The 17,768-nt window shown below is 55.7% G+C and carries 17 protein-coding genes; 4 read left to right on the forward strand and 13 right to left on the reverse strand.

Annotated features, from left to right (window positions below; all coding sequences use genetic code 11):
• Nucleotides 1-74: 74 nt before the first annotated feature.
• The 10 genes from HMJ29_RS11990 to HMJ29_RS12035 form a co-directional block, all read right to left on the reverse strand.
• Nucleotides 75-770: a hypothetical protein gene (locus HMJ29_RS11990; protein WP_171591718.1), complete on the reverse strand. Its 696-nt coding sequence runs from the start codon at nt 768-770 to the stop codon at nt 75-77.
• Between the two features lie 155 nt (nt 771-925).
• The gene (locus HMJ29_RS11995; RefSeq protein ID WP_171591719.1) at nt 926-1,747 is read right to left on the reverse strand and encodes an alpha/beta fold hydrolase; all 822 of its coding nucleotides are present in this window, start codon (nt 1,745-1,747) and stop codon (nt 926-928) included.
• 50 nt (nt 1,748-1,797) lie between these two features.
• Nucleotides 1,798-2,802: a hypothetical protein gene (locus tag HMJ29_RS12000; protein WP_171591720.1), complete on the reverse strand. Its 1,005-nt coding sequence runs from the start codon at nt 2,800-2,802 to the stop codon at nt 1,798-1,800.
• 72 nt (nt 2,803-2,874) lie between these two features.
• Nucleotides 2,875-3,138, reverse strand: coding sequence for a barstar family protein (locus HMJ29_RS12005; protein ID WP_171591721.1), 264 nt, complete (start codon nt 3,136-3,138; stop codon nt 2,875-2,877).
• Between the two features lie 29 nt (nt 3,139-3,167).
• Nucleotides 3,168-4,979, reverse strand: a complete 1,812-nt coding sequence (locus tag HMJ29_RS12010) for an ABC transporter ATP-binding protein (protein WP_171591722.1) — start codon at nt 4,977-4,979, stop codon at nt 3,168-3,170.
• Between the two features lie 57 nt (nt 4,980-5,036).
• Nucleotides 5,037-5,687 carry a DUF4279 domain-containing protein gene (locus tag HMJ29_RS12015; protein WP_171591723.1) on the reverse strand — a complete coding sequence of 217 codons (651 nt, stop codon included), beginning with the start codon at nt 5,685-5,687 and terminating at the stop codon, nt 5,037-5,039.
• Nucleotides 5,688-5,703: 16 nt separating this feature from the next.
• Nucleotides 5,704-5,994 (reverse strand): putative quinol monooxygenase, encoded by a 291-nt coding sequence (locus tag HMJ29_RS12020; RefSeq protein WP_171591724.1) that lies wholly within the window; start codon nt 5,992-5,994, stop codon nt 5,704-5,706.
• A gap of 144 nt (nt 5,995-6,138) precedes the next feature.
• Nucleotides 6,139-6,957, reverse strand: a complete 819-nt coding sequence (locus tag HMJ29_RS12025; RefSeq protein WP_171591725.1) for a formate/nitrite transporter family protein — start codon at nt 6,955-6,957, stop codon at nt 6,139-6,141.
• 239 nt (nt 6,958-7,196) lie between these two features.
• Nucleotides 7,197-7,604 carry a response regulator gene (locus HMJ29_RS12030; RefSeq protein WP_171591726.1) on the reverse strand — a complete coding sequence of 136 codons (408 nt, stop codon included), beginning with the start codon at nt 7,602-7,604 and terminating at the stop codon, nt 7,197-7,199.
• 31 nt (nt 7,605-7,635) lie between these two features.
• On the reverse strand, nt 7,636-10,872 hold the full coding sequence (locus HMJ29_RS12035; RefSeq protein ID WP_171591727.1) for a PAS domain-containing protein: 3,237 nt from the start codon (nt 10,870-10,872) through the stop codon (nt 7,636-7,638).
• A 335-nt stretch (nt 10,873-11,207) separates the two neighbouring features.
• On the opposite strand from HMJ29_RS12035, the gene HMJ29_RS12040 reads away from it, so the two are divergent.
• On the forward strand, nt 11,208-12,776 hold the full coding sequence (locus HMJ29_RS12040) for a M28 family metallopeptidase (RefSeq protein ID WP_171591728.1): 1,569 nt from the start codon (nt 11,208-11,210) through the stop codon (nt 12,774-12,776).
• An 82-nt stretch (nt 12,777-12,858) separates the two neighbouring features.
• Here the strand turns inward: HMJ29_RS12040 and HMJ29_RS12045 are convergent, their stop codons facing one another.
• Nucleotides 12,859-13,494: a hypothetical protein gene (locus tag HMJ29_RS12045; RefSeq protein WP_171591729.1), complete on the reverse strand. Its 636-nt coding sequence runs from the start codon at nt 13,492-13,494 to the stop codon at nt 12,859-12,861.
• Between the two features lie 4 nt (nt 13,495-13,498).
• Complete coding sequence (locus HMJ29_RS12050) at nt 13,499-14,359, reverse strand: dienelactone hydrolase family protein (protein ID WP_171591730.1); 861 nt, start codon at nt 14,357-14,359, stop codon at nt 13,499-13,501.
• Between the two features lie 191 nt (nt 14,360-14,550).
• Here HMJ29_RS12050 and HMJ29_RS12055 point away from each other — a divergent pair, with 191 nt between their 5' ends.
• The 3 genes from HMJ29_RS12055 (at nt 14,551) to HMJ29_RS12065 (ending at nt 17,196) form a co-directional block, all read left to right on the forward strand.
• Nucleotides 14,551-15,324: a hypothetical protein gene (locus tag HMJ29_RS12055; protein WP_171591731.1), complete on the forward strand. Its 774-nt coding sequence runs from the start codon at nt 14,551-14,553 to the stop codon at nt 15,322-15,324.
• 77 nt (nt 15,325-15,401) lie between these two features.
• A complete protein-coding gene (locus HMJ29_RS12060) occupies nt 15,402-16,463 on the forward strand; it encodes a sensor histidine kinase (protein WP_171591732.1) in 1,062 nt (353 codons plus the stop codon).
• Nucleotides 16,444-17,196, forward strand: a complete 753-nt coding sequence (locus HMJ29_RS12065) for a LytR/AlgR family response regulator transcription factor (RefSeq protein WP_171591733.1) — start codon at nt 16,444-16,446, stop codon at nt 17,194-17,196. The genes HMJ29_RS12060 and HMJ29_RS12065 overlap by 20 nt, the downstream gene beginning before the upstream one ends.
• Nucleotides 17,197-17,394: 198 nt before the next feature.
• Here HMJ29_RS12065 and HMJ29_RS12070 read toward each other — a convergent pair whose 3' ends face one another.
• Nucleotides 17,395-17,766 carry a cupin domain-containing protein gene (locus HMJ29_RS12070; protein ID WP_171591734.1) on the reverse strand — a complete coding sequence of 124 codons (372 nt, stop codon included), beginning with the start codon at nt 17,764-17,766 and terminating at the stop codon, nt 17,395-17,397.
• Between the last annotated feature and the right edge of the window lie 2 nt (nt 17,767-17,768).

Raw genomic sequence — 17,768 nt, forward strand, 5'->3', positions numbered from 1 at the left:
GCGCGGCCTGCCAGTAAAAGTAAACGGCGCCCGTCATTGACGGGCGCCGTTTACTTGTTGAGACAATGAGTGGCCTAGCTTTCTTCTACTACCTCGTCGGCCTGGGTCTGGGCTTCATAAGTATCGGCGTATTTGAAGTCATCGAGCCAATAGGCTGAACTTACCACTTCAAACACAATGGACTGCTCAGTGCGCCTGCTGGGGTGCAGCTGCCAGATGATAGAGGCGGCTTCGGGGAAGCTAGCACCGTCCAGCTGCTCATGAAACAGGCGTTTCAGCAGGGTATTATCAGGCATACCCTGGCCTAGCAAGCGCAGTAACGGCGCCTCCGGGTTGGCATCGAACAATTGTAGACCGTCATCATCAGCGGCCGTGAGCTGCACCTGAAACTGCACGGCTTCGGCTCTTGGGAATTTACCGTTGTAAGCGGTGTACAGCAGTTGTGTGGCCTTGAAAAAGCCCTCATGCTGCTCTAGCTCCGGGTTTTCCTCCCACAGCTTTTCCGTGAGCATCTGGTGGGCCAGGTTATCAATTTGCCCCGTGGTGAGCTGATCGGCAAACAGATATTCCAGCACGAGCCGGGCCGCCTCGGTGGGCTCCAGATCCGTGAGGGCCATGTGCGTCATCTCCAGTAACTCTTCGGGAGCAACCTCATCGGGGTTGTCGTAGCCGGTTTTAGCTAAGAGGGCCTTATAGTCTGCGGGCTGCCAGGAGTTAGGTAGCTCAGTTAGGGAATCGAAGGATAGACGCTCTACGGTGAATGTTTGCATGAATGGGGGGGCTGACAAACGGCTGGAAACAGCCGCGAAGGCGCGGAACGTCCGCACCCTACTGGTTCAGCTTACGGCATTACCCAGCAAACACCCATAAAATGAGGAGAATAAAACCAACACCTTCAACTGACTACCTGCGGAGCTAGGTACTCTTAGCGAGCTGGTGCCGGCACCGACTTAGCCTGAAAGAACTCGTCCACCTTGCGGTTGAATTCCTCGGCGTGTTCCTGTAAGGTGGCGTGGCCACTGTTGGGCACTATCCAGAGCCAGGCGCGCGGCAGGTTCTGGTAAATGGCTAGCGTATGCTCCGCCCGAATCACGTCTCGGTCGCCGGCAATGATGAAGGCCGGAGCTTTGACTTGTGCCAGCGAAGCTAGGGAGATGTGCGGGTGGCGCCAGTCGAGCAGAAACACTTTCCAGTCGTTGCGGCGGGTGGGGTCGGTGAACGTTTGCGTGCGACCTTCCTGGTAGCCCCGTTTCATCTGCTGCCACACCTCCGGCGCCAGGGCCGTAGAGTCGGGCCAGAGGTTGGCGCCGGTGGCAGCAAAGCGTTTCACTTTCTCCGGGTGGCGCTGGGCTAGCAAGAGCGCCGTAATGCCTCCATCACTCCAACCCAGCACGTAGGCCGAGTCGAGGCGCAAGTGGGTGAGCAGCGCCGCGCAATCGTCGGCCATCATCTCAAAGCTCAGCGAGTCGGTCCGGTCCACTGATTTGCCGTGGGCGCGGCTATCCAACGCTAGTACGCGGTAGCGCTTAGCGAAGTAAGGGATGGTTTTCTGGAAGGCTTTGCTGCTCCCGCCGTTGCCGTGGAGTAGCAGCAGAGGCGCCCCCGCACCGTACGTTTCGTAGTACAGCTTAACGCCGCGCACCGTAGCGTATTTCCCCGCCGCGGGGTTATTGCCGTAAGGCACCACCTGGCCTAGCGCCAGCTGGGTGAAGAGTAGCAGAATTAGAAGCAGCGAGTAACGAGCCATGTACCCAAGCTAGCGCTTTTGAGTGATTGATAGCAACCAAAGAGTATTACCTAACGCTTCTGCAGATACAGCAGGGTAGACTGATTGGAAGGCCCGTATTTGTCGTTCATCAGGAAGTAGCCGCTTTTGTAAGCCGCCAGACCCTCCCAGTTGTAAGTCATGTATTCTCGGGGCAGCTCAAACAGAGGCTTCCAGCTAATTTTGTTGCGCTTGTAGCGCAGGCTGATTAGGCGGCAGTAGTTCTGGTACTTACCATCCTGTAGTACCAAGTGGGCGTTTGGATCGGGAGCCGGTGTGCGGTATACCTGGTCATCGTCGCCGTTGTAGAAGTAGTTGATGGCCGTGAACCGGTTCTTGCCTTCGTATACTAGGTCCGTCACGCGGAAGGGTAAGCGGGCCACGGGCACGTACTGCGGAATATCGGGCAGGTCGGTGGCATCGGGGATGCGGAAGGCGTAGTTGTCGTGCGTGAAGTAGTTGTACTCGAATAGCAACAGCAGGCTCTTATTGTACCCCGTAGCCGCCTCGAAGCCCGCGTTGTGAATGTGGGAGCCGTCGGTAAGGGCGGGTTTGGCCAGCGGTACCAGGTAGCGCGTGTCGATGGTGATGGTAGCGCCGGCATCGTCTACGGTACCCTTAATTAGGTAGCAGTAGGCCGAGGGCGTAGTGGTTTCGATAGTGAAATAGGCCGTGTTGCCTACCATGGTCAGCCCCTCCAGCCCTTCGTACACTTGGCAGAGACTATCAATGTGGGCCCTGACTTTATCCAGGTTTCGGATGCTGTACTTCTTGTAGGCCACTTCCTGTGACTTCTGCGCCAGCTGGCCGTCAATGCTGGCCAAGTCTACGGCGTATACCTTGGCCTCGGCGCGCTCCTGCAGCCGGCTCTCCCCCAGCAGAAACAGCTGACCCCCGCGAATAAATAACCCGGAAAACTGGTTGTTGCGGTCAGCAATTTCCTGGGGTAGGCTAATGGTCCGGGGGGTAAACTGCGGCTTCTGCGCCCAAGTAGTGAGGCTTGTGCTTAATAGGGCCGCCAGCAAGAAGTATTTCATAGGAGCAAAGCAAGTCAGCTCTCAAAGGTAGGGCCGATGGAATACTGGGCAACGGTAAGTAGCACTAGTACACTAGGCCAGTACAATGCGCTTTGGCGCCATTTCTATCGCATAGTCCTGAATTACCTGCCGCAAAATCTCCATATCGCGGGGACAGCAATCGGCAAATTCCTCCCAGTTGGTAAGCGTCAGCACGGGTGGCATTTCGACAATGGCAACAATAGAATCCCAGAAAGCATCCCAGCTCGGTCCGTACCACTCTTCAAAGCCTAGCTTCTCCTTGAACAACTGGTGTAAGGCGGCTTTGCTGGTAATGCCGGTGAGGTCGAAGGTCATGGTGGGAGGGGGAGAGATTTACAAGTAGTTTACGCCGCTGTATCGCTCACCTCATCCTCGTCATCCACCATCACGCGGGCCAGCTTCTCAATGTTGAGGCTGCGGGCAGAGGCGTCGAAGATTTCGCGGTAGGTGCCGCGCATGTCGTAGAGCTCTTCGTGGGTGCCGCTTTCCACCATGCGGCCCTGCTTCATGACGTAGATGCAGTCAGAATCTACAATTTGGGCGAGGCTGTGGGAGATGATGACCACGGTGCGGCCCTTCTTGATGGCGTCGAGGGAGTTCTTAATCTGCTCGGTGGCAATGGCGTCGAGGGAGGCGGTGGGCTCGTCGAGGAAGATGATGGGCGGGTTTTTGAGGAACAGCCGGGCAATGGCAATGCGCTGCTGTTGCCCGCCGGAAAGTTGCTGGGCATCCGACTCATACTGCTTAGGCAACTGCATAATCTGCTCGTGCAGGTAGGCCTGTTTAGCGGCCGCCTGAATCTGCTCGAAAGTGGCATCCATCACGCCGTAGCGGATGTTTTCCTCAATAGTGCCTTTGAAGATGTGGTTCTTTTGGAGCACTAAGCCTATCTGTTGGCGGAGGGCGTGGGTGTCGTAGTCGGCCAGGGGCTTGCCATCGAGAAGCATTTTGCCGTGGTCGGGCTCGTAGAACTTGCAGAGTAGGTTGATGATGGTGCTCTTACCGGCTCCCGACAGACCTACGAGGGCGGTAGTTTTGCCTTCCTCAACGGTCAGGCACACATCATGCAGTGCTTGGGTGCCACTAGGGTAAGTGAAGTCCACGTTGCAGATTTCGAACCGGCCGCGGAGGTGGTCGGGCTGCAGGGTGCCGGTTTGCTCAGTAGCGTCGTCGGCGTCTAGAATATCAAAGAAGCCCTCGGAGTAGGTGAGGGCGTCGTTCATCTCATCGTAAATGCGGTGCAGCTGCCGGATGGGTGCCGATACGTTATTAAACAGCAGAATATGGAACATGATGGCCCCGATGGAAATTTGCCGGTCCAGCACCAGATACGCCGTCAGGATGATGATAAGCACCACCCCAATCTGCTCGGTGAAGGTCTTGAGGCCATCGTAGCGGAAGTTGACTTTGCGGGTTTGGAGCTGGGCTTCCTGCAGGTTCTGCTGTAGGCCAGCCTGCTTGTGTTCCTCGTAGTCTTCGCGCACGAAACTTTTGATCACCACCGCCGAGTCGATCAGGTTTACCAGCCCTTGGCTTTTGGCCTCGCGTAGGCCACGTAAGGCGCGGCGGGTCCCGTTGAGGCGGTCGGCTTGGCGGTAGCTCAGCCAGAAGTACACCGGTAGCACCGCCACGGCCACTAGGCCTACGTACAGGTTGTTCATGAACATGACTACCAGCGCCACAATGGCATTGGCGAAGAGCGGCAGAATATCAATAAAGAAGTTCTGCACCAGCTTCATCAGGCTCTCCACGCCTCGGTCAATGCGGGTTTGGAGCTTGCCGGTCTGGTTGCCGTTATCGGCGTAGAAGCCCAGCTGGTAGCCCAGCACCTTGCGCACGGCATCCTGAGAAAGCGTACTCGAGACACTAATGCGGATTTTCTCGCCGTAGTACTTCTGCCCAAACTGGATGAAGGTATTTATGATTTCCTTGCCCAGCAGCAGCGCACTCACCATCAGCAGCAGGTCTAGGCCTGCTGCCAGCCCTTGGTTGCGGTCGAGCAAGCCCTGCACCGTATCCACGGTGTAGCGCAGCACAAACGGGTTTACCTGCGCCGCCAAAGAGCCTACCAGCGTGAGCAGCAACGTGCCAATGACCAGCGGCCGGTAGGGGCGCACGTATGGGAAGAGGCGCTTTATAATCTCCCAGAGACTCATGGGTAAACAGGGCTAGGTTGAGGAGTAGCCGGCTAGACGCGGGAGCAGGGCGTGGGGTTATTCATCTAAGTAACTGTTGCCCTCAGCATACAGGTCGAAATCAACGGATACGTTTAGGTTGCTGATTCGCTTTAGTGTGGAAGCATCTATAAAATGCCCGCCTAACATGCCGTTCCCGTTATGAAAATAAGATGCCACACGAACTACGCACTCGGTTTTAGCGGCCAAATCTCTGATGCCTTTCGTGTCTTGTTCTAATAAGCTAAGCAGATTGTAGAGATTACTTCCGACGGTATCCGGCTCATAACGAGGCTGAAAATCAATGACACTTTGCTTGTGCTTAAAGGTACCCATACGGACGTCCCCTTTATTATACTGCCTTATCGGTGTAAGATGAGTTAGCGTCAGCATTTGGGCAGTAGTCAACTCCTCGGAAGAGGCTCGGAGCCAGATGTCGTGAAAAGCCTCCGTGGTTATGTCAACGATTTCAGCAGCTGTAGTGGCAATACTGATAGCAAGGTAGAATTTGTGCCCCTCAACTGCCATGTAGGCTGTTACAATTCCTGCCTCAGCCTCTGCAATTCTTCGGACTACCGGTAAGCCTTCCTCGTGAAGGATGCGATGAATAGCCAAAAACTGTTGAGTCACGCCGAATGTCGGGTTGGCCAATTCTTGAGCAAGTAGTTGTTTGATTTGCTGTTCTGTCATTGTGATATGACAACCTCTACTCAACCACCGCATAGTGGTTCATCTCCTGAATACTCTGGTAAAAAGGCTTCACTAGCTGGAAAAACTTCCCAAACTCCGGGCTTTTACGAAAGCCGCTGAGGTGGCGCTCCACGGAGGTCCACTCAATGCGCCAGATGAATAGTGTGGGATCTTCTTCACAATGCCCAAGCTGGTAGTTAAGGCAATCGGGAGCGGCAGAAAGCAGTTGGTTGGCGCTGCGGATGGCTTCGAGAAAAGCTGGCTGCTGCTCCGCAGTAATACGGTAGCGGATATATTCAACGGTCATGATGGAGGCTAGTTGAGTGCGTTGAATAAGTTACTCTTTTCGCTCCGTTTTCCGCGAAAACTCATCTAAAGTCAGGATGTTGTGCCGCATACCAGCACGCCTCCGGGGCAGGTGTAGGCCTGTCAGCAGAAAACCGACTATCATTTAGATATCATCCCCCGCGCCGCCGGCTACTATTTGGGCGTGGTTGAGTACGGCTACCAGCATAACTCCGCCTATCATGTTACCAATCAGGGCCGGAGCCACGAAGCTGCCCAGCACGCTGCCCCAGGATGCGTAGCCCATAGCCGCCGCCGTAAACGTTTCTACCGAGCCGGCAATGACGTGGCTAAGATGGGCAAGGCCTACGAAGTAGGTAAGAATAATAATTATCCAGACACGGGCCGTTTCGGCCAGCGGTAATAGCCATACCATGAGGGCGATAAGCCAACCCGCAAAAATGCCGCGTATTAATGTAGTGCCAAAACTGTGCTCCAGGGCTTTGTGCCCGAGTTCAGCAAAGGCCTGCTTTACATCGGGGTCGAAAGCGGGGGAGTGGGTTACTGCCAGGGCAAAAAGAGCTGCCCCTATCAGGTTAGCTACCAATACAATGGCCCACAGCCGCAATACCTCGCCCAGCATACCAAAGGTAGGGCGCTGCAGCAGCGGCAGAACAGGCGTGAGGGTGTTTTCAGTGAACAGCTGCTGCCGCCCCAGTACCACAATCAGGAAGCCGAGGCTGTAGCCGAAGCTTGATACCAAGGGCCGCCAAGGAGCATCGGGCAGATAGGTGTCTAACAGACCCTGGCCCACCATGGAGAACCCCATAGACAGGCCCGATGCCAATGCCGACCAAAAAAGCGAAGGCGAAGGGCGTTCCAACTCCGTTTTACCTTCTTTTAATATGCTCTTGTAGATAACTCTGCCCGTGGGCGAGCTGCGGTCTTCTACCTGCTGCTCCTCAACCTCTTTTTTTTCGCTCATAGGCAAGATACTACGGATAAAGAGGCGCTAAGGATGATGGCGCGTGCCTACTCTCGGTAACGTGTTTGATAATAGTGACCTAACTGCCAGGTTGCTCAGTTTCTGGGCAAGCACAGCTCACACAACAAAAAGGAAGTGGCCTAGCGCCATCTGGTGGTTCAGTTCAAGGCGCTATCACGGGTACGCCAGGCCACCTGCAGCCGGTTTTCACCCCTACCGCCACCAGAAGCACAATGTGCTCAGTTGAAATTCTCGGCCAGTACCTTTTTTACTTTGTCCTCGGTAAGTGGCTTACTCAGGAAACCCGCTACGGGCAGCTGCTCCAGCCGTTGCAGGTCGCGCGGGTGCACAGAGGTAGTGAGCATCATTATCACAATGGCCTGGCGCTCGGCCAGGGGTAGCTTCTGGTAAGCCGTCAAGAACTCGAAGCCATCCATCAGGGGCATGTTCACGTCCAGAAACAATAGCGTGGGGCAGGTTGGGCTGTTGTCTTGGCAGTGCTGGTTTAGCACCTGCAACGCTTCCTGCCCATTTAAGGCCACCATCACCTGATCAGTAAACCCTATTCTCTCCAGTAGCTTGCGGTTTAAATAATTGGTGGTAGGGTCGTCGTCGACGAGTAGAGTGGAGGGAAAAGTAAGCGACATGCGGAAGTAATAAGAGTAAAAGGTAGCTGGGCTAGCGCTTGAAGTATACCGTAAACGTAGAGCCTTGATCTATTTCACTGTGTACTTCAATTCGGCCTCCTGCGTTTTCCACCATGCGCTTAACCATGTATAGGCCTACCCCAGAGCCCTCCACGTGGGTATGCAGCCGCTGGAACATGGCAAACAGCTGCCGTTCGCGTGCTAGGTCAACCCCTAGGCCATTGTCTTGCACCTCCAGCACCAGGAAGTCGGGCTCAGTTCTACCCCTGATGTATACCTCGGGGGCCCGGTCGGGGTGATGGTATTTGAGGGCGTTGCTGAGCAGGTTATACACTACGGAGCGCAGGTTTCGTTCGGGAAAAACAATCGTCGGGATTTCCTCTACAGCTACGTGAAGGTGCCCATGTACTGCCTGTAGCAACGGAGCCAGATCAAGCCTTACCTCTTCAATCACCTGGGCCAGCAGCACCTGGCTGGCGGGCTGGTCGTGCTCTTTCTGCAGCTTACTTACGTCTGTCAGGTGCTCAATGGTGCGGGTAAAGCGGTCTACTGATTCCTGCATCAAAGACAGGATGTAGGCCACCTCTCCCGATTGATTTTGCGCGGGCAGCTCACTTTGTAGCGTATGCAAAAGCCCTTCAATGTTTGTGATGGGGGCCTTTAGGTCATGCGAAGCCGTATAGATGAAGTTGTCGAGGTCGATGTTAGTCCGGATCAGCTGTTCATTGGAGGCACGCAGGTCGGCGTTGAGTGCCTGGGCTTCGTCGCGAGATACGCGCAGCTTTTTGGTGAGGCGCTGCAGGGCCAGCTCCGCCAGCTTTTGCTCGTGCAGGTCAATCACAATCCCTACAATTCCTTCAAACTCGCCTGCCTCATTGAAACGCGGCAGCCCGGAGTCGCTTACCCAGCGGTACACGCCATCGTGGCGGCGCAACCGGTAAATAATATGAAACGGAATGCGGCGTGCATTGGCTTCTACAAAGGCTGCACCAGCGGCGGCAGCTTCAGTGGGGTGTACGGCGTTGGTCCAGCCAAAGCCCAACGCTTCGGCTTCGGTTTGCCCCGTGTAGGCGTACCATTGCTGGTTTAAATAGAGGCACTGCCCATCAGGGGCAGTCACCCATAGCATGGCCGGCACGTTATCCGCCATTTTCCGGAATGATTCCTCCCGTTCTTCTACCACGCGGCGGGCCCGTACCTGGTCAGTTACTTCGTGCGCGAATACCAGAATGCCATCGGAAATGCCTTGGGCATTTTGGCGGGCCTGGTAAGTAAAGGTAAAGTAAAGCTCTTCCAATGGGTCGCCTTCGTGACGTGCCGTCATGAGGGGCATTTCCTTGGCTACATAGGTTTCGCCGGTGGTGTACACCCGTTGCAGCACACTCGGGATGAGGGAGTCGGCTAGTTCCGGCAGGGCCTCAAGCACGGTACGGTAGAGCAGGTCGCGGCCCGGGAAAATAGCCTGGTACGCCGGGTTTACGAGCTGGAAGCGCATATCCGGGCCCTCAAGAATAGCAATGGGGGCCGGCGCCTGCATAAACAAATCACGAAGCTGGCGCTGCTGAACGTCGCGCCCCTGCCGGGCCAGTACCTGCTCCGTAACATCATGGGCAAAAATAGAAATGCCCACAATCTGCTCCTGTTCGCGGTACGCCTGGTACGTGAAGGTGAAGTACACGTCCTGCGGGGGGTGGCCATCTGGCTGCTCTACCTGCAGCAGCAGCTCGGTGCCAAAGAAGGTTTCGCCGGTCCGGTATACTGTGTCAAGCAGGTTCAAAAAGCCCTGGCCTACCGTTTCAGGCAATGCTTCGGCCACGGGGCGCCCCACCAGCCGCCGTGACGGGAACAGCTGCTGATAGGCCTCATTTACGTACTCAAACCGATGAACGGGACCTCGCAACAGCGCAATGCAAGCGGGCGTTTGCTCAAATATCTGATAAAAGGTTTCTCGCTCCCGTATGCGGTGTTGGGCTTCTTCCAGTACTGCCTGCTGACTTCTCACCAGTTGAGCATGATTGGCCAGCAACTCTTCGTTGGAGGTCTGTAGCTCCTCATTCGTTGCGGCCAGCTCCTCGTTGATTGAGGCCAGCTCCTCATTGAGGGCCTGTACTTGTTCGCGGGCCTGCACCTGCTCAGTGACATCCGTTATCAGGCTATAAAAGCCCATTACCGTGCCCTGCTGCACGTCGGGTATATAACTGGTACGGATATGCCGCACAAAGTCGTGACGGTAGGGCATGGTCACGTCAAACTCCAGCCGTTCGCCTGCCAGGGCCCGCTCCATATACCCTTGCGCCCGCTTGTAGGCTTCTTCACCTACTATGTCTCGCACTGGCTGGTTTATGAACTCGTCGGCGGGGAGGCGGAACCATGTTTCGTACGCTTGGTTGGCAAACTGGTAGCGCTGGTTGCGGTCTACGTAGCTAATGAGCACCGGCAGCGCATTTGTTAGTAGCTGCAGCTGCCGGATAGTAGCCTCGCTCTGCTGGCGCGCTACCACCTGCTCCGTAACTTCGAAAGCAAACACCAGTACGCCATCAATGTGGCCGGCCTCGTTGTAGCGGGGCTGCTGAATGTAGTTGAAGTACCGGTCTTCCAGCTCCCCATTTTCAGATTGGGCTACCGGTATAAGGATGCCTAGCTCTTTATGAGTGATGCCCGTGTCATATACCAGCCGCAGGGTGCGGTACACTTCGTGGTAGGCCAGCTCAGGAAGAGCTTGCAGAATGGGCCGGCCTAAAAGTTCCCGGTGAGGAAAAAGCTCTTGGTAGCTAGGGTTTACCAGCTCATACACCAGGTTAGCGCCGCTCAAAAAGCAGATGGCCGCAGGGGCCACCATAAAGAGGCTTTCCAGGCGGGCACTCTCACGCTTAACCTTAGCAACGACGGCCTGGGCTGAGCGCTGCTGCTCCTCCTCTTGTACCTTTTCCGTAACGTTTATTACCCGGTGCAAAATGTGGCGCACCGTGCCCTGCTCATCAAGCACGGGCGTATTAAGGGGTAGCCAATGCCGCTCTATAAATTGCCCAGGATGTTCTGGGTCGGGTACGTCGTACCGCTGCCGGACCATTTCATGGGGCTGGCCCGTGGCCAGTACCTGCGTCAATGAAGCTTTTAGGTTGCGTACCGCATTGCTATGGGGGGCGGCGGGGTTATCTGGAAAAACTTCCAGTACGTGCCGGTCTACTACTGCTTCTCGCGTGGTAAGCGTGGCAAGCAGATAGGCATCACTGGCCGCCTTAATCAGCAAATCAGGAGAAAGTAGCAAGTACGCCCCGGGAAGTGCGTTAAAAACAGGTAGCAGCGCAGAGAGATCAAACCCGGAGGGAGCAGGATTCATGAGGTGGTGATAACGGCAGAATTACATACGGCGGTTGCCCCGTAAGCCAAGCAGCTGATGTGCAACCGTGGGGCATTAGGTACAAACTGAAATTAGCGGCTCTAGGTTTAGCTAGGCAGCGCAATGTCAGTTGGTAGGGCCCGTAGCGGGCGGTAAGGTAAAGAGGTAATGCTTCGGAACTCGAATGTTCAGCGCGCAGGCGCAACACTTGGGCCTTTCCGGGTACTTTAGCTGTTGAAGCTTCTTTTCTCTATCTCAGCCCAATGAATAAACTAACTCTACTAACCTTGGCGGGTAGCCTGGCGGTTGCGGCCCCCTCGCTGGCTCAGCAAACCGAAAAAATTGATCAGGTCGCGCTGGCCAAAATCAAGGATGAAGGAATGAACCGTTCCAAAGTGATGGAAACGGCTTTTTACCTCACTGACGTATGCGGCCCCCGCCTCGCCAACTCCGAGGGGCTGCAGCGCGCTAATGAATGGACGAAAAAGCAGCTGACCAGCTGGGGCCTAGTGAAGGCTAACGTAGAGCCCTGGGGTACCTTCGGGCGCGGCTGGGACATTGAGAAATCGTACGTGGCCATGACGGCTCCCTACTACCACACCCTTATTGGTGCCCCCAAAGCCTGGACGCCGAGCACCAACGGTACCCTGAAAAAGCAGGTGATTGTGGTGAAGGCCACTACGGAAGCCGACCTCGACAAATACAAAGGCCAGCTGCGCGATAAAATTGCCCTGCTGGAAGTGCCTAACCCGCCCAAGCCCTCCTTCGAGCCTGATGCTAAGCGCTACACCACCGAGGAGCTACAGAAGATGACCGAAAAGCCGGCGGCCCCAGCGGCTAATGCTACCCCCGATGCCGACCGCATGGCTACGTATCGGGCCCGGCTGGCTCTGCGCAACAAGCTCACCGAGATGCTACAGACCGAAGGGGCCGCAGCCGTATTAAGCACCCGCGGTGGCTCCGATGGTACATTCTTCACCTCTAACGGTGCACCCTACGCCGCCGATGCCAAGCCCGTGCTGCCCGAGCTGGAAATGGCCCCCGAAGATCAGCTGCGCCTGATCCGCCTCTCCGACGCTGGCATTCCCGTAGAGATTGAGCTGGAAACCCGCACCCGTTTCCAGGACAAAGACCTGAAGGGCTACAACGTAGTAGCCGAGATTCCGGGCACCGATAAGAAGTTGAAAAACGAGGTTGTAATGCTGGGTGGCCACCTCGACTCCTGGCACGCTGCTACCGGCGCCACCGATAACGCCGCGGGTTGCGCCGTTATGATGGAAGCCGTACGTATTCTGAAAGCCACTGGCATGCAGCCGCGCCGCACTATCCGGATTGCGCTGTGGGGCGAGGAGGAGCAGGGTCTGTTTGGCTCGCGCAACTACGTAAAAAACCACTTCGCCGACCCCGCCACCATGAAGCTGCTGCCCGAGCATGAGAAGCTGGCCGCTTACTTTAACCTCGACAATGGCGCGGGTAAAATCCGGGGTATTTATGCCCAGGGCAACGAGGCCGTAATGCCCATTTTTCAGCAGTGGCTGCAGCCCTTCGGTGAGCTGGACGCTACTACCGTGTCGCCGCGCAATACCGGCGGCACCGACCACCTCTCCTTTGATGCCGTAGGCCTGCCGGGCTTCCAGTTCATTCAGGACCCCCTGGATTATGGCACCCGCACCCACCACACCAACATGGACACCTATGAGCGTCTCCCCGCCGACGACCTGAAGCAGGCCTCGGTGCTGGTAGCCTCCTTTGTGTACCAGGCTGCCATGCGCGACCAGAAACTGCCTCGCAAGCCGCTGCCCGCCGCCAAGCCGGAAACGCAACGCCTCTAGTCAGTTGATTAACTAAAAAGTAAAAAGCCCTGCCAGAGTAACTTTGGCGGGGTTTTTCTTGTGGGCGGCACTGGCCTAGAGGCTAGCAGGGCATCCAATAATCTATGCGTACCAGTTTACCTTTGTCGAAGAACAGAATCCAGGCATCATCACCGGGAGTTTCGCCAGTAGCCAATGGTATGGCCGTTAGCTGGCCCAAGTTCTCAACAGTAACCATATGCTGGCCCTTCACCGCTTCCGGAAATTCCTTGGCTACATCATCTAGCGTGGTAGTATGGTTCAGGCGCATAGTGGAGGTATGAAGCGCCAGTTGCGGATTACTGCGAAAATCCAGCGTCCCGATTACGGCCGTATCACCATACACTTCCAGTTGGCTGTGCTTGAAGTAGGCGTACTGAAACTTCTGGTCATAGAATGATACGCACACGTCGTTCATGTTGGGGCTGACCAAGCTATCAGGCTGGCCTAGCACGCGGTACAGCTCAGCGGTTTTGCCCAACACGGGCTGCTTGCCGTTGAGGGTAGCAGTATTCCAGTCAATATATTCGCCGGGCGCGAAAACCATTTCCTGCTCAAGGGCGGTGGTATCGTTAGCGGCGGTAGTGTCTGTTGTAGTGGTAGCGTTTTGTGAGCCAGAATCCTGGCAGCCGGCCAGCACTAGGCCACTTAGCGCGAAGGCTGTCAGACATGTGGCTCCTTTGTGTAAAAGCTGCATCATAGGGTTAGCTCAGCGTTGATTTGAAAAGCTTCAACGTCCGGTCCCAGGCTAGCTTGGCGGCTTCGGCATTGTAGCGGGCGGGGGAGGAGTCGTTGTTGAAGGCATGGTTTACGCCGGGATATACAAATTGCTCGTACTTCACGCCTGCGGCTTTCAGCGCGGCCTCGTAGGCCACCATGCCCGCATTCACGCGCTCATCAAGGCCGGCGTAATGCATCATGAGGGCGGCTTTAATGTTAGGAACTTCCTCGGCGGCTGGCTGGGTGCCGTAGTAGGCCACTGCCGCATTCAGCTTGGGGTCGTGGGTGGCAAGGCTGTTGGCCATGGCCCCGCCCCAGCAAAAGCCCACGCAGCCCGTTTTGCCATTAGAGTCGGGGCGCTGGCGCAGGTAGGCCAGTGCTGCTAGGTAGTTGTTCAGGTTCTGCTGCTTATCGAGCTTGCCAATGAGCGCGCGGCCTTCATCTTCATTGGCAGGAGTGCCGCCAAACACCGATAGGGCATCTACTCCTAAAGCCAAGTAGCCGGCTTTGGCCACGCGGCGTGTCACATCTTTGATGTGGGGGGTGAGGCCCCGGTTTTCATGAATAACCACTACGGCGCCCCGTTTCTTCTTGCCCTTGGGGTGCACTAGGTAGCCTTTCATTGTCACGCCTGCATCGCCGGGCCAGGTTACTTCCTCGGTTACCAAGTCATTATCATCGGTGGCAATAGTTGCGGCTTTGGCGTAACCGGGTTCCAGCACGGCCAGGGCGGCGGCGGCCAGGGCGGTACCACCGGTTAGTTTCACCAAGCGCTCCATAAACTCCTTACGGGTTAGCGGAACGTGGGTGTACTCGTCAAAGAGGTTAATGATGCGCTGGTCCATAGGGAGTGGCGTGGGAATAGAGTTAGAATGGCAAGGTACTGGTTTGCCGCTTCTTGCCGGTAGGAGAAACAGGATTCACTCTGGGTTTTCCGGCACTCCCTCGATTTTTCCGGCACTCCCCCGATTTCACCTGCCTGGGAGCGTGAGGACAGGCAAGTTTGGGCATCTTCTCACACTAATCCCCGCTTCTGATGAATACCTGCAAACTAACCCGCGACGTTAAATTTCTTAAGACTTACGCCCTGGCTACCACCATTCTTCCGCTGGCTGTTCTGCTCTGCGCCTTCAGCAAACCTGATAAGCCAGTGCACTTTGGAGAAATATCGGTGGAGCGTTTAAACCTGGTGGAGCGCGATGGAACCGTGAAAATGCTGCTGAGTAATAAAGCTCGCTTTCCGCAGGGTGTCACCATCGATGGCAAGCATATTGATTACAAGCGCGAGCACCCAGGCATGTTATTTTACAATGACAAGGGCGAAGAGTGTGGTGGCCTGATCTTCGGCGGCGAGAAAGATGCCAATGGTAACGTGTCAGCTGGTAGCCATTTATCACTTGATCGGTTCGGGCAGGACCAGGTTATTGCGCTCAATTACCAGGAGCAGGGAGGAGGATATAAGGCCGGGCTTACATTCAGCGATGCTCCGGATGAGTCTATGACGACTGTGGAGGAGAAATATAAAAATGCCACCGCTGAGCAGAGGCAGCAGGCCATAAAAGAAGGCAAATTAGGATTGATGCGCCGCGTATATGTGGGTACCACCGCTGGCCGGTCTTCGGCCATGATTATGGCTGATCAGCGCGGTGAAACCCGTATGATGCTGGTAGCCAATACCGAGCAGTCGACCCTTGATTTTAAGGACAACCAGGGGCGTACTCGCCTGACCATTGGGGTTGATAAGAACAATCAACCAGTACTTCGCTTTCTTAATGAGCAGGGCAAGGAGGTGAAGGCACAGGGCCTGTAATATAGCCAATTCGCCTGCTCGGCGGCTGGTATGGGCTCTCTGCTTAACATTGGCCGCTGGGCAGTAACTTTCCGTCTGTGATACGCAAAAAGCCCTTGTTTTACCTGTTTGTCTTGGCCCTGTCAGTGCTGCTGGCGCTCTACACGCGCCTGACCATGGCACCGAGTCCCGAGGAATTTTACTTATTCCCGGATGCGCCGCTCTGGCTGTTCCTGGAGGCCCTGCTGGTGGTATTTTTACTTGACCGGCTGCATGTCCGCGCTACGCGCCAGAACCAAGCCAGTGGCCGGGCCAACTACTATTTTGGCCTGTTGTGGCGTGGCGCTTTATTGTTTGTGGGAGGGTTACAACTGTTGAGCGCGGTACTAATGCTGGTTGGCGTAGGCCAAGGCAACTTTGGGAGCTGGTACTCAGCAGTGCGCAGCTTATCATCTGACGCGTTTCTGTATTTGTTGATCGGAAGTATTTACCTGCCGTTTCTGTATCAGCAGCATGCTGGCCAAGTGCGCCTAGAGCTGGAGCGCCTCGCAAAGGAAGCCACCCGAGCTAAGCTACAGGCCTTGCAGCAGCACGTAGACCCGCACTTTCTTTTTAATAACCTTAACATTCTGGCGGCTCTTATCGAACCAGGCAATAATGATGCTCACGCCTACGTGAAGCACCTGGCTGAAGTGTACCGCTATTTGGTCCGTACCCGCGACCAGGAGGTAGTGCCTGTAGCAGAAGAATTAGCTTTTGCGCGCGACTATTGCCAGTTATTGCGCTACCGGTTTGGCGTGGCCTATCAGTTTGAGGAAGATGTGCAAGCCACCGGCGAGCAGCTCCGCACGCAACTAGTGCCACCCGGCGTGCTGCAGGAATTGCTTACCAATGCCGTGAAGCATAACCTCGCTAGCCGGACCCAGTCTCTGCGTATCTGTATCCGGGTGTTAGCCACCGAAATGGCAGTGTGCAACGAGCAACGCCCCCGGCCGCAGCCGGCCGTGGGTGCAGGCAGCGGCTTGGCAGGCCTGCAGGCACGCCTTGCTCTGGTGGCGGCCACGCCCGTGCGCATACTTGCTACTGATACCACCTTTACCGTGACGTTGCCTCTGGTAGCGGCTTTACCCATGTTTGCACATGCGCATCCTGCTGATTGAAGACGAAGAGCCCGCCGCAGCTCAGCTACGCCGGTTCCTGCAGCAATACCAATCGGCGGCAACCATTGTGGCGGAGTGCCAGCAAGTAAGCGAAGCAGTAGCTTACCTGCGCCAGTATCCCGCCCCCGACCTTATTCTCTCCGACATTGAATTGCTGGATGGAAATGTATTCGCGCTGTTTGGTCAGGTGCAGGTTACGAGCCCCATCATATTCATCACCGCCTACGACAGCTTTTTGGTGCAGGCTTTTGAGCAAAACGGCATTGGCTATGTATTGAAGCCCGTGCAGTACACGCAGTTTGCGGCCGCCCTGCAAAAGTATGAGCGGCTCCGGCAATCACTACAGGGCGCAGCGTTGCAGCAGTTAGCGGCACACCTAGCGCCCGCTCCACGCTATAAAGCCCGACTCGTGAGCAAGACCCGCGCGGGAATCTATCTGCTTGAAGTGGCTGATCTGGCGTATTTCCAACTACGTAATGGCGTTACGCATGCCGTAAGTGAGCAGGGCAAGGCATTTGTACTCAACGAGACCCTAAGCCAGCTGGAAGCGGTACTTAACCCCGCCCTGTATTTCCGGCTGAACCGGACCGAAATAGTACAGTTACGCGTTGTTGAGCGGTTTGAACCCTATTTCAACGACACGCTCGTTTTACATCTGAAGGCACCGCTCTCGGGTACTTTAACCAGCAGCTCACACCGTACGCCAGAACTACGCAAGTGGCTGCATGGGTAATAAGCAAGACTTCTTGATCTAACTGAACAGCGTATTGAGCTCTTAGTTGTGGTGAGCCTGCGAAAGTTACTGCCTGTTATTGCGCAGCGTACCCTCCACCTCCACTGGCTATTCAAGCGAGGCCAAGTAGAAAGCACACTGCAACAATACAATTGCTACCGTTAACCGAGGGATGAGAGGATAAGCTTTGCGCCGGGCTTATTCCTCTTCCCGGTTAACGGTAGCAGGGCTAAAGGCCGGCACGCAGACAGACCAGTACTCGCACTCCGCCTCAAACGGGTTGGAGTAGCGCACCCGCGCACCTGCTTTAATCAGCAGTGACTCGCCGGCGCCCAGCTCCACTATATCGCCATCTATCTCAAACCGCTTGCGACCCCGCACCACAATGGTTACTTCATCAAACTCCGGGCGCTGGTGTGGCTCGCTCCAGTGTGGAGGCGCTATCATGTAGGCCACACTGTACTCGCCGGTGCCGGTGCTGGCGTGTCCAATATGCTCTTCAATGAGCTTGCCATCCGTGGTGGGAACTATAAAAGGGTTTTGCTGGCGGAAATAACGCTTCTCAGACATAA

The organism is Hymenobacter taeanensis (assembly GCF_013137895.1).
Taxonomy (GTDB): Bacteria; Bacteroidota; Bacteroidia; order Cytophagales; family Hymenobacteraceae; genus Hymenobacter; species Hymenobacter taeanensis.

Bases quoted from the DNA above. Each gene is read 5' to 3' on its own strand.
- HMJ29_RS12050 (WP_171591730.1), bottom strand. From the start codon at position 14,359: ATGGACCAGCGCATCATTAACCTCTTTGACGAGTACACCCACGTTCCG.
- HMJ29_RS12040 (WP_171591728.1), top strand. From the start codon at position 11,208: ATGAATAAACTAACTCTACTAACCTTGGCGGGTAGCCTGGCGGTTGCG.
- HMJ29_RS12070 (WP_171591734.1), bottom strand. From the start codon at position 17,766: ATGTCTGAGAAGCGTTATTTCCGCCAGCAAAACCCTTTTATAGTTCCC.
- HMJ29_RS12025 (WP_171591725.1), bottom strand. From the start codon at position 6,957: ATGAGCGAAAAAAAAGAGGTTGAGGAGCAGCAGGTAGAAGACCGCAGC.
- HMJ29_RS12010 (WP_171591722.1), bottom strand. From the start codon at position 4,979: ATGAGTCTCTGGGAGATTATAAAGCGCCTCTTCCCATACGTGCGCCCC.
- HMJ29_RS12030 (WP_171591726.1), bottom strand. From the start codon at position 7,604: ATGTCGCTTACTTTTCCCTCCACTCTACTCGTCGACGACGACCCTACC.
- HMJ29_RS12045 (WP_171591729.1), bottom strand. From the start codon at position 13,494: ATGATGCAGCTTTTACACAAAGGAGCCACATGTCTGACAGCCTTCGCG.
- HMJ29_RS12000 (WP_171591720.1), bottom strand. From the start codon at position 2,802: ATGAAATACTTCTTGCTGGCGGCCCTATTAAGCACAAGCCTCACTACT.
- HMJ29_RS12015 (WP_171591723.1), bottom strand. From the start codon at position 5,687: ATGACAGAACAGCAAATCAAACAACTACTTGCTCAAGAATTGGCCAAC.
- HMJ29_RS11990 (WP_171591718.1), bottom strand. From the start codon at position 770: ATGCAAACATTCACCGTAGAGCGTCTATCCTTCGATTCCCTAACTGAG.
- HMJ29_RS12020 (WP_171591724.1), bottom strand. From the start codon at position 5,994: ATGACCGTTGAATATATCCGCTACCGTATTACTGCGGAGCAGCAGCCA.
- HMJ29_RS11995 (WP_171591719.1), bottom strand. From the start codon at position 1,747: ATGGCTCGTTACTCGCTGCTTCTAATTCTGCTACTCTTCACCCAGCTG.
- HMJ29_RS12005 (WP_171591721.1), bottom strand. From the start codon at position 3,138: ATGACCTTCGACCTCACCGGCATTACCAGCAAAGCCGCCTTACACCAG.
- HMJ29_RS12055 (WP_171591731.1), top strand. From the start codon at position 14,551: ATGAATACCTGCAAACTAACCCGCGACGTTAAATTTCTTAAGACTTAC.
- HMJ29_RS12065 (WP_171591733.1), top strand. From the start codon at position 16,444: ATGCGCATCCTGCTGATTGAAGACGAAGAGCCCGCCGCAGCTCAGCTA.